Source organism: Microcoleus sp. C2D2 (assembly GCF_036702495.1).
Taxonomy (GTDB): domain Bacteria; phylum Cyanobacteriota; class Cyanobacteriia; order Cyanobacteriales; family Microcoleaceae; genus Microcoleus.
The window spans coordinates 1-11,074 of record NZ_JAUBTO010000203.1; the positions used below are offsets into that span (position 1 = coordinate 1).

Here is an 11,074-nt window from a genome sequence, read left to right on the forward strand (position 1 = left end):
GGTCTGACCAATTCTTTTTTAAGAACTCTCCGAAAGCCTCTTGACAAAAGACTTACAGCCTTAACTTGTCACCAATGGATAGTGACTGAACTCTCAGATGAAGCAAAGCTTAAGCAGGAGGTAATTCAGAGCCTTTGACCATTTGAAGTATCAGGTGGTTAAGGGAACGATCGCTGAGATTCCCGATCGCACGATGCGGGTGATCAAGGGGTGCAGCGTGGAGATGCTGATTTAGGTTGCAGGAAATGTTACCGCCTCCTGGGGTGGGGATGAAGTTGGAACCTCCAAGGTTGTGTGGGGCGTGTGATGCCCACTCGCCTTGCAACAAGATTGAGTGGCAGTTTCAGCAAACGCAGGGGTGCAAAAAGCATGGGTTACGGTTGCTATCGGAATGTCCCAACTGTGGGGCGAGGTTTAAAATTCCGGCTTTGTGGGTGGATGGGTGGTGTCATCGTTGTTTTATGAGTTTTCTGGAGATGGCTGAGTATCAAAGGCTTATTTAAGCTTAAAAATGTCTTTTCACGTTGGCTTAAACCAGTTTTTCAATCTTTTCAACTTCTTCACTTTTGAGTTTGACTATTTCACGATTGATGTAACCGTTTCTAAAACCCTCAGCCAAAATTTTTTTTATATCTTTTTCTAAAATTCGATCTCTCTCACCATATTTAGAAGCTGTATTTGCTAAATTTACTAATTTTGCCACAGAAATTTCAACCAGATCAATATGCCAAGAGTTTACTGATTCATCAGAGGTATCACCCTTAGTCTCTTCACTTTTAATTCCAATAGTTTGAAGTAATTCCTCATTAAAGAGAAAGTAATCAAAATTAGAAATGTTGGTGCAAGTCGCTACTAAAGCTGCTGCTACTCGCTTTAAGTTGGATTTATCATCGGTAATTCGATATACAGAAAGCTTATTATGTTTTGTTACCATATCGCTTAGACAATCTGCCTGCAACTCACCTGAGTTAAGCCAAGACACATCCTCTGTATACCATCTGTTCTTCCTAATTTTTCTCAAGAGGAATGGCACTAACTGATACTCTCCAATTGTGCTAATACCTGTTCCATATCCTTGCGAAGTTCAGTACATTTTTCCTGCTCGATAGCTAATTTGAGATAACTTATGGCATGAGGATCGTTTAAAGATGATAGCCCTAAGATAGCGCCATCTCGTATGCGAGCTTTTGAACAACTAAGGCTTCGCTCAAGTAACCACAAGCGGAAGCGATAAGATGGAGCGTGGTCTATATTACCCAGCCACCGTAAAGCTTCAGTAGCAACCTCAGCATTAACCCTTTCGTAAATAATTATACCGGTTATTATTTCTATCGCCTCATCAGCATATTCTTTGATAAGACAAATAAGTTTTTTTGAAAACTCAGTCTCCATACCATCCTCAAAATTTTGCTCATCGCTTGCTTTAAACAGGCTGTAAATTTCTTCGGAAAGTTCTTTTGAGTAGTCCTGTTTTATAGTAGAACTTTCTACTCCCTCCGGCCTTAATGCTTTTTTATGTTCAACCCTGATATCTCTAGTTTTAGAAGATACTTGTTGATAAATAGAAGGGCTTTGATTTTTTATTAATTCACACTCTGTTGTAGGTAGCCATGTTTCATTAACTCTAAAATCAAGTTTTGATAAACTTGTCATTGCTGTACAATTCTTGTGCATATTGTGAATCATGGAATATCCCCCTCCTTAACAATTTCTTTCCCTAAGTCAACTAATTCTCGAAATATCTGTGGTAGTTTTTCTTTCGGTAAATCTTCCTGATAGTCAGGTGAGGTGTTAATATCTAATTCTATACAACAGGTAAAACTATCTAGAGATTCCGAATAACTGCTTATATTGGGTGAAAAATTAATTATTTTCCATTTAATAACAGACCATTTAGAGAGACGATTAATTTGGAGATTAGAGATGCCTGAAGTAGAACTTCTTGGTCGATTAATCTGATATAGAAACTCCTGTGCATTTTCAAAATTTTGCGGATTAAACGGAAGATAAGCCAAGAGTTGCTGACGAGCAGACGATTCCTCATCCATAGGAAGTAGTAAAATAGAGCCAAAAGCTAATCTTTGAAGAGGGGGACTCATTTCAAGCCAACGAGTCATCTTATCAGCAAAAAGATTTAACAAATCCACAAACTGCCCAATTGATGGAATTGGTGAATTTGTAGCCTGATTATTGTCAACAGTTAACATCCAGTCAACGCGCGCTGGCTGGACTGTAACACTTAGCCTCCCTCCTTCAAATGATCCGTCTTCTTGTTGTACTCCTGTTCTGGGCTGTGAAGTTATATTTTCAGGAGGTTGTCCAAACAATTCTTCCCACAAGCTATGCTTAGGAAGCTGAGCTGCAGGACTTAGGATAGCCGTCATTCTAAGAGAGTTGGCTATCCACGCTTTTAGCTCAGGACGATTAGCAGCGGTTGGCTCAATCATGTAGTTGCTTGCTTGCTTGGCTGTTTGACAGTTGCATAGACTTTAATGTTCCTTGGTCGCTAACTCTAGTTTAATCTAAATCACTCCTATTCCTTCACCTCCTCCCGCAACCGCCCATGAATCACGTCTAACCAAACCGGCACAGCAAACTTACCCTCAGCCCAAGCTGCTACTACTTTCTCCACGTCAAACTTTACCAGATTGAGCGATCCTTCCTGCGGTTCTTTTACGAAAATAAAACGTTTTGGCTCCTGATCGCTCAAAACCCCCCGATACTCCTCCTTAAGCGTTTTCAACACTTCCCGCGCCACCTCAAACGTAAAACCCATTGACAACCAATAAACCATCGCCCCCAGTTACCCCAAATTTTCCTGAGAGTAGTAAACACTCCGCCCCGTACCCGTTTCCGTAATCACTGGGACAACAACTCCACTCTCACGCCAATACTGCAACTGGCGTAAAGTACACATGGGGTGGGATGTTTTATTTGACAATACAATCTGCTATGCGGATAAAAGGACTTGAACCTTCACTCCTCTCGGAACCAGAACCTAAATCTGGCGCGTCTGCCAATTCCGCCATATCCGCATTTTGACATTCAACTACTATAGCACACAACAGAGCGATCGATCGATCGATTTTAGATTTTAGATTTTAGATTTTAGATTTTGGATAGATAAAATAAAGCGACCCACTGATAAATCCGGGGGTTTTTACCAAGCCTGCTTTCAGTCAATCGATTTTAGATTTTAGATTTTAGATTTTAGATTGAAGAAAGCGACCCACTGATAAATCCGCAGGGTTATGACAAAATTGCTCGATCGCTCAACATCGAGAAACCCGGTCATTTTTGGACACCGGGTTCAATGATGAGTTATAGCCACAGCAATTTTCCGTATTTTTCACTTGTCACTTAACTTTTGGCCGAGCGCTTTCCAGGTTGTTTGGTCCACCATGCCGTTAGCCGTTAAACCCTTATCCTCCTGAAAGCTCTTGACAGCCGTAGCAGTGCGAGCGCCAAAAATGCCGTCGATCGGGCCCGGATCGTAACCCTGTATGTCCAAACGCACCTGTAGCGTCTTCACCTTGGAACCGACAGCCCCTTTATTTAGAACAGTTGGAGGATTCCCCGGAACACCAGTATTGCTCAGAATGGGAGCATTGCTCTGCAAAGTTTCAGGACCTGGCGCCGGATCTGCTGCTAAAGCTGTCCAAGTTTCTTTGTCCACAATGCCGTCTGGCTTCAACCCCTTAGACTCCTGAAAGGCACTCACAGCCGATGTGGTGCGAGCTCCATAGGTACCGTCGATCGTCCCCACCTTGAAACTGTGCACCTGCAAGCGCTGCTGTATGGCGGCAACTTCTGGCCCGTCAGCTCCCGCCGAGATAGTTTTTTCCTTTTTCACTGGCGCCTGCTCGCCCGCGTAAAAAGGCTTGTTAAACATATCTCCTTGGGAATTTCCCTGGGGCGATGCTGACGCACCCGGATCTGCGGGATTCGTAAAGTCTCTGCGGTTCTCTTCCTGCACAAAGGGTTTGGACTCGAAAGCAGCAGTTGCCTTTCGGGTCAACGCAGGAACGAGCAGAGCGATCAAGCTGAAAATCGTAACAGTAGTCACACGCATAAATTTCATCCTGTGAGTGAGGTTTGACAAGGTTTCCCTCTTTTCAAGTTTCTAAATCTTATTGTATTACCCGGACTGCTTTCTGAGATATATAGCAGAAGAAAGAAGGAAGTTCGGCAACGGATTCGCTCGACGGATGTAACGGATGTAACGGATGTCAGAAAGAAGGAAGTTCGGCAACGGATTCGCTCGACGGATGTAACGGATGTAACGGATATCAGGAAGAAGCAAGTTCGGCAACGGATTCGCTCGACGGATGTAACGGATGTAACAGATGTCAGGAAGAAGGAAGAAGGAAGAAGGAAGAAAGCCGTTCGACTTAGCTGAGCGGGTAACAAGAAGTCCGAGGGAAGGGGTAATAGACCGAATTGGTTTGGGCCATTAAAAACGTCCTCAGCGTCGGGCGCGGTTGCTATGTCTACCCCGGCCTTTAGAAGTTGGGTAATGGGGACAGCCTCAGTCAGGAGTTGGGAGTTGGAAGTTACGAGTTGGAAGTAGGGTAGGTACGCAGTCATTAGTGTCAACTTAACGTTAAACGTACTACGGATCTGCTGTCTGACGATTAAGGCTGGATCCCCCCTAGCCCCCCTTAATAAGGGGGGGACAGGAATCTTCTCAAAGTCCCCCGACTATCAGGGGGATTTAGGGGGATCTAGACTGGGTTAACAGCGAGATTTCTCACGGGTTTGGGTCTTAAGTTCACACCAATAGTACGCAGTATGTCTCAGAAACGCGGTTTTTTCGGAGATATTTCCTTACCAAAGCCAATATTATCGTAGAAACCGGGTTTCTTAGCCTCAGTCCTATGGTACAAAACCTGCTGTCATTCACAAATCTTTACGGGCGGGTTTTGTACAAAGTCGATCGATCAGAGGCGAAGTTTTTTCCTTCAACCGGCCCGTAAAAAGCAAAACTCGCCTCTTATCGATTTGCGTGCTCTGCCAATAAAGCCTTTGCTCTTGGCTTGTAAATCAGATAAAACAGCGCTTCTATGTAGCGGAGCATATCTTCGCGGTTTTCCTTGGACGAGTAGTTCCAGAAACCGTAAGTCCGGGCCAGCGTCAGCAGCTTGGTAGTGTGAATTTTCCAGGTATACGTGCTGTAAACTCGGTCAATCCCTCGCACTGAAATTTCATCCCAACTCTTGGGATTGTCTTCGCATTTCGCTAAAAAATCTAGAAGTTTTTGGGCGGTTTCCGCGTGGTTTGTCGGGTTGATATAAAACCCATTTACCCCATCTTGAATGATTTCCAGCGGGCCGCCAAACTGCGTTCCGAAAGTCGGAATGCCGGTAATCATTGCTTCGAGAATTGTCAATCCGAAAGCTTCAAATAATGCTGGCTGAACAAATATACCTTGGGCGTCGGCGATTACCCGGTAGATTTCGCCGGACAGGCTTTTGGAAAGCCTCACTCCCAGCCAGCGAATTTTACCGTGAAGGTTGTATTGGTCGATAATTGCGTAGAGCTTTTTAATTTCTTCTGCTTCTTCGTAGTCGTCGGTTTCTTCGACCAGCAGCTTGCCAGCTACTAGGATTAAGTTGCATTTTTCTTGCAGTTCCTGGCTTTTTCCAAACAATTCTGCTAAGCCTGTCAGGTTTTTAATGCGATCGAGCCGGGCGATCGAAAACAAAGGGCGCTTTTGCGGGTCGTCGAGTTTTCCAAAGACTTGTTCCGGGTCTTCTAGAGTAAACAGCAGTTCGTTGAGCCGATCGCGATCGGCTTGCACCCGGTCTTTTATCCGCGTGTAGGGAAAGTATACACTTTCGTTGACTCCCGGCGGCACTACATTGAATTTAGGGCTGAACAGTTCAATCCCGTTCACAACGCGGTACAAATCCGGCATGGTAAAACAATTGTAAGATTCGTACTGACCTATACTATCGGGTTGGCCGACAATCTCTTGATAGGTGCTGGTGACAATACAATTAGCTGCATTCATAGCAATTATATCGGCAGTAAATTGCAGCGAAAAATGGTATTTTTTCTCTGATTCTTGCCAGTAGAGATTGCTTAACAAATATTTAGATTTTTCCAGCGCATGGGCAATATTGCACTGAGTAGTTTTGAGTTTGCGAGACAGCAAAAACGCTACCAAGTTGCCGTCCGAATAGTTGCCGACAATTAAATCTGGCTTGCCCTGAAACTCAGCCAGCAATTCTTTTTCTGCATCGATCGCATAAGTTTCCAAATAAGGCCAAATCTCGAATCTCGAAATCCAATTTTGAGTCAGTTTGGGATTGAACTCCCGGAAGGGAACCCGCAAAATCCAAGCATTTTCTGTATCCTGAACTTTTTCCAAACGTTCGTTGCAGCGGGTGCCGTCGCTGTTAGGAATTAACCTGGTGAGAATAATTACTTTAGGTTTTACGCCTAAACTATCGAGACCGGCAAGATGAATGTCTTCTTGCAGTTGTTTCTCTAAACTATTCGCTTGATCGAGGACATAAACTACCTGACCTCCCGTATCCGGTCGCCCCAAAACTCCTTCTTGGCCGAACCAGCCGTGAGGAGAAACTAGGACGATGTTGAAAATCATCGGGATGCGAGAAATAAATCGTTCTAGGGTTTGCGGATCGGGGGAATCAATTAATTCGTCAAGAAATCCTAGGGTTTCATGCACGCGGGCTGCGGTATTTCCCCAACCTGCCTCCAAACCCATCATTTGCAGAACTAATCGAAATCTTTCGTAGGGTTCTTGTTCAGAAAGTTCGCTGACAAAGGTGAGGGCTTTTTTGACTTTTTCTGAAATTTGTTCGGGGGATTTTATGCGATCGTTAATTAGTAATTGTACGCCGTTGTAGCGGTGAATGCCCAAGAAATTAAATAGAGTTTCCTGCGATTCTCTGGGGTTTTGAAACAGTTTGCTGGACAGGTATCGGTTGAGGAATTGCACTCCTTTTCCGATGTTTTTGGGGTCGCGAATTATGGGGGAATAGTCGTAAAACGGGCCGAAATCTATTTCGAGGATGTCGCCTTCTTGGGGGTGAAAGTGGTTGACGAAGCGATCGCGCGCGTCGAGCAATTCTTGCACTGTCATCTGCTGGATCCTCAAGTCGTTTCCAAGTCGCACTATTTCTATACCAGCAATTTTTGGCCGCAGCAGGATGCAAAGGCTGTCATCTTCGAGAATAATTTCCTGAACGTAGTAAATCAGTTTGCTCAAATGAGAAGATTGATGGAACTGTTCGGGCTTTTCGTATTTGGTGCAGTAGGCGGCAAAAGCGTTAACTATATCGTTTCTTAGCAAATATTTGTTGCCCAAAACCCGCAAATCGCTGGCAAACTGACGCAAGTCGGTTTTTTCGTCGCTGGCGATAACAGCCTGAAAGAGTTCAGACATACATACTCCGTTATTTATGATTTTTGATTTTCGCTGTGAAAAAGGGCGATACTTTGTGAGTATCGCCCTTTTTTTTAGGTTGCTACTTTTTTTTACGTCATTTTAAAGTCTGCAATGTGAACTTGCTATCCCTCAAATGACATAAAATTCTCCGTATTTGTGGCGAATGTAGCGGACAAAAGGATCGATCGTTAAAGGTGAACCGGTAACGCGATCGATCAATTCGACGGCGGTGTATTTGCGGCCGTGCTGGTAGATGTTTTGTTTTAGCCACTGGTGGAGTACAGTAAAATTGCCCCGTTCTATTTGTACGGGAATTTCAGGATTGATTTTTACTGCTGTTTCGTAGAATTGAGCGCCCATCAAGTTGCCGAGGGTGTAACCTTGGAACATTCCGCCGATCGTACCAACATACCAGTGAACATCTTGCATGGCGCCTTCGCTGTCGTTGGCGGGAACAACGCCGAGGTCGGTTTGATAGCGTTCGTTCCAGGCTTCGGGGAGGTCTCGCACTGCTAGTTTTCCCTCTAGCATTGCCAATTCTAGGTCAAAGCGGATGGCGACGTGGAGGTTGTAGGTTACTTCGTCGGCGTCGGTGCGAATGAGCGATCGCGAGACTTTGTTAATTGCCCGGTAAAATGCGTCAGTGGATACCTGTCCCAACTGTCGCAAAAATACGCCTTGGAGTTGTGGGTAGAAACATTCCCAAAAACCGCGGCTGCGCCCGACCATATTTTCCCAAAGTCGCGACTGACTTTCGTGCAGCCCGGAGGAGACGCCGCCTGCCAGAAGCGTGCCTTCAAATTCCGGCGAATTTCCGAGTTCGTAGAGGGCGTGCCCGGCTTCGTGGATGCTGCTGAAGAGTGCTTGATCCAGGTGGTCTTCGTAGACGCGGGTGGTGATACGCACGTCGTCTATCGAGAAGTTGGTCATGAATGGGTGCAGGGTGGTGTCTTGGCGTCCCCGCTGGAAGTCGTACCCCATGCGTTCTACGATGGTGCGGGTGAATTCTAGTTGCCGGGATTCGGGGAAGTCTTGGTGCAAGCAGGAGTCATCGGCGGGAGGTTGGGAGGTGATGGCTTCGACTATCGGCACTAATTCTTGACGCAGTTTGGCGAAAAGCGGGCGCAGCAGGGATACTTTCATGCCGTAGTCGCTACGATCGATCAAAGGATCGGCGATGTGTTCGTATCCGGGGAAAAAGTCGGCGTACTGCCTGCTTAATTCTAGGGTTTTTTCGAGATAGGGCTCGACGGCTGCGAAGTTGTTGGCTGCTTTGGCTGTTGCCCAAACTTCGTAGCAGTCGGCTTGGTGGCGGCAGAGTGCGGACATGAAGGCTGCGGGGACTCTGGCGGCGTGTTCGTAGTCTCTGCGGGCGATGCGAATCAGACTGGCTGGGATGGAGTCGTAGGGGAGGGTTTGTTCGTAGAAACGCAAGTCTTCTAGGAGTTCGCCAATTTTGGGGTCGGTAAATTTTTCATGGGATATTTGTTTGAGGGTGGCCAACTGGCGAGCTCTGGCACTGGCACCTTTGGCGGGCATATAGGTTGCTTGATCCCAGTGCAGTAGCGACGAGGCTGATTCGATGTCGTTAACTTCTCTGAGGTGGGCTGCAAGTTGAGCAAATTTTGCTTGAGTTTTGTCTAGGGTTTGCATGATTGGGTTTATGGTGATGTTGTGCCTACAAATGTTGCAGTGCGGCATAGGTATCCATCAATCATTGCTACCCTGAGATCAAGCTAAAAACCGCACTTCTTCTCGTATTGTACGCAATTTTGAGTCATTTTTGTACAGTTTTCGGTATTTTTTCGGATTTAGTTCGATCGCTTTGGACAAGTTTTCAATGGCTTTTGCTATGCTGGCGGCCACAACTTCCTGGTTGTTTGTGAGCTCGCCTGCTTCTTTTTCTAGGACGTAAAGGCAAGCTTTTTGATAGTAGAGGTTTGGATCGTCGGGTTTGAGTGCGATGATTTTATCGTAGGAGGCGATGGCTTCGGTAAATCGTTTAATTTTTTTGAGGGCGACGGCGCGGTTGTACCAGGCTTCGGTGTTTTCTGGCTGCAATTCTAGGGTTTTGTCCCAAGAGGCGACTGCTTCTTCAAAGCGTTCTAAGTTGGCTAAGGCTAAGCCGCGGTTGTACCAAGTTTCGCTGTTCTCTGGCTTGAGTGCGAGGGCTTTGTCCCAGGATGCGATCGCTGCTTCAAATTGTCCCATTTGTGCCAGCGCTGTGCCGCGTTTGTTCCAGGCTTCGGCGGACTTCGGCCACAGTTCCAGGGTTTTGTCGAAAGAGGCGACGGCTTCCGCGTAGAGTTTTTCATCCGTTAGGGCTAACCCACGGTTGTACCAGGCTTGATGCAAGTCTGGTTTGAGTTCGATCGCTTTGTCGTAAGATGCGATCGCCGCTGTATTTTCGTTGCATTTTCTGAGGGTAAATGCTTTGTTGTACCAAGCTTCGCAGTAGTCTGGTTTGAATTCGATCGCTTTGTCGTAAGATGCGATCGCTTCTGATAATTTTTCTAAGCTGACGAGGGTGTTGCCGCGGTTCGTCCAAGCTTCGTGGTAGTCTGGCTTCAAATTTATCGCCTTTTCGTAGGAGGCGATCGCTTCTGAGAGTCTGTTGAGCTTCCGCAAAACGTTTGCCCTATTATACCACGCTTCTGGATTATTTGGTTTGATTTTTAGCGATTTGTTGTAGGCTGCGATCGCTTCTTCTAGCTGTCCCACTTTTCTGAGGGCTACGCCTTGGTTGTACCACGCTTCATAAAATTCTGGTTCTAGTTCGATCGCTTTTTCCCAAGATTCGATCGCTGCTGACAAGCGTCCCATTGCTTCTAGGGCGTTGCCCCGATCGTACAAGGTTTGAGCTTTTTGGGTGTTCACTGCTACGGATTCTTCCCCAAAGTCGATCGGCTTTTCTATGCTGGCTAATTTTTGCAAGGGGTCTCACCTCTTTATTTTCTGTCTAATTGATACTTTTCTTTTTTTTTTTGATAATTTTTACCTTTGAGTGCTTTGGATTGCTACTCTTTGGTTATTTATCGCAATTTTACTGTATTTTCGGATCTTTTTCAAGATAACCCTCGATCGGGTATTGGCAGGTATAGATTAATACTATTTTTTTTAGATGACTGCGTATAAGAGACAAAAGGGCAATCGCACTGAGGTGTGAGAAACCTCACCCCATATCTAACAGGACTTACACCTCAACCCTATTTGTAGTGCATTGCGGCTGTTACTACTACCGGTAGTGTAAAAATTTAAAATTTGCCTAAGTGCTGATAGAATTTTCACCTAGGGGCGATCGCTGGCTTAGCAAATTGCAGAGCTTTTCAGCAATTTGAGCTTGTGTATCTAGTGACAATTCACCCAACTCACGCTGAACAACCACTGTAGAAACTGTTACAAGTTGATGCAGCCTGATAGTAGATGGCACACGCAGTCCCGAAGCAGCAAAGTCGGGATGAGAAGCTTCTAATACGATATCTGTTTCCAGTAGATTTGTTGGCAAGCGACTTGTAATATAAGCAAGAATAACATGGCGCCGTGCTCCCAAAGGGTGAGTCAAACAAGCTGCTGGACGCAGTGTAAGGATTCAGGTCTTTGATTGAGGAACAAGAGAAGGCATGAAAAAGCCACAAGAATGGGCAGATATAGCATCAC

The 11,074-nt window shown here is 45.6% G+C and carries 10 protein-coding genes and 1 tRNA gene; all 11 read right to left on the minus strand.

Features of this window, described 5'->3' with window-relative positions; genetic code table 11:
• Positions 1-529: 529 nt before the first annotated feature.
• The 11 genes from QUB61_RS34900 to QUB61_RS34945 all read right to left on the minus strand — a co-directional run bounded on the left by QUB61_RS34900 (position 530) and on the right by QUB61_RS34945 (position 11,006).
• On the minus strand, positions 530-982 hold the full coding sequence (locus QUB61_RS34900) for a hypothetical protein (protein ID WP_333135445.1): 453 nt from the start codon (positions 980-982) through the stop codon (positions 530-532).
• A 50-nt stretch (positions 983-1,032) separates the two neighbouring features.
• Positions 1,033-1,686 carry a hypothetical protein gene (locus QUB61_RS34905; RefSeq protein WP_333190346.1) on the minus strand — a complete coding sequence of 218 codons (654 nt, stop codon included), beginning with the start codon at positions 1,684-1,686 and terminating at the stop codon, positions 1,033-1,035.
• Complete coding sequence (locus QUB61_RS34910) at positions 1,683-2,447, minus strand: hypothetical protein (protein WP_333135449.1); 765 nt, start codon at positions 2,445-2,447, stop codon at positions 1,683-1,685. The genes QUB61_RS34905 and QUB61_RS34910 overlap by 4 nt, the downstream gene beginning before the upstream one ends.
• Positions 2,448-2,533: 86 nt before the next feature.
• A complete protein-coding gene (locus QUB61_RS34915; RefSeq protein ID WP_333135451.1) occupies positions 2,534-2,794 on the minus strand; it encodes a hypothetical protein in 261 nt (86 codons plus the stop codon).
• A gap of 9 nt (positions 2,795-2,803) precedes the next feature.
• On the minus strand, positions 2,804-2,917 hold the full coding sequence (locus tag QUB61_RS40255; RefSeq protein WP_445300316.1) for a MerR family transcriptional regulator: 114 nt from the start codon (positions 2,915-2,917) through the stop codon (positions 2,804-2,806).
• A 36-nt stretch (positions 2,918-2,953) separates the two neighbouring features.
• A tRNA-Leu gene (locus QUB61_RS34920) sits at positions 2,954-3,035 on the minus strand.
• A 314-nt stretch (positions 3,036-3,349) separates the two neighbouring features.
• Positions 3,350-4,072 carry a peptidoglycan-binding protein gene (locus tag QUB61_RS34925; protein ID WP_333135453.1) on the minus strand — a complete coding sequence of 241 codons (723 nt, stop codon included), beginning with the start codon at positions 4,070-4,072 and terminating at the stop codon, positions 3,350-3,352.
• Positions 4,073-4,993: 921 nt separating this feature from the next.
• Positions 4,994-7,414, minus strand: a complete 2,421-nt coding sequence (locus QUB61_RS34930; protein ID WP_333135455.1) for a sucrose synthase — start codon at positions 7,412-7,414, stop codon at positions 4,994-4,996.
• Positions 7,415-7,546: 132 nt separating this feature from the next.
• Complete coding sequence (locus QUB61_RS34935) at positions 7,547-9,070, minus strand: carboxypeptidase M32 (RefSeq protein ID WP_333135457.1); 1,524 nt, start codon at positions 9,068-9,070, stop codon at positions 7,547-7,549.
• 78 nt (positions 9,071-9,148) lie between these two features.
• The gene (locus QUB61_RS34940; RefSeq protein ID WP_333135460.1) at positions 9,149-10,351 is read right to left on the minus strand and encodes a tetratricopeptide repeat protein; all 1,203 of its coding nucleotides are present in this window, start codon (positions 10,349-10,351) and stop codon (positions 9,149-9,151) included.
• A 331-nt stretch (positions 10,352-10,682) separates the two neighbouring features.
• Positions 10,683-11,006 (minus strand): type II toxin-antitoxin system PemK/MazF family toxin, encoded by a 324-nt coding sequence (locus QUB61_RS34945; RefSeq protein ID WP_333135462.1) that lies wholly within the window; start codon positions 11,004-11,006, stop codon positions 10,683-10,685.
• Positions 11,007-11,074 lie beyond the last annotated feature (68 nt).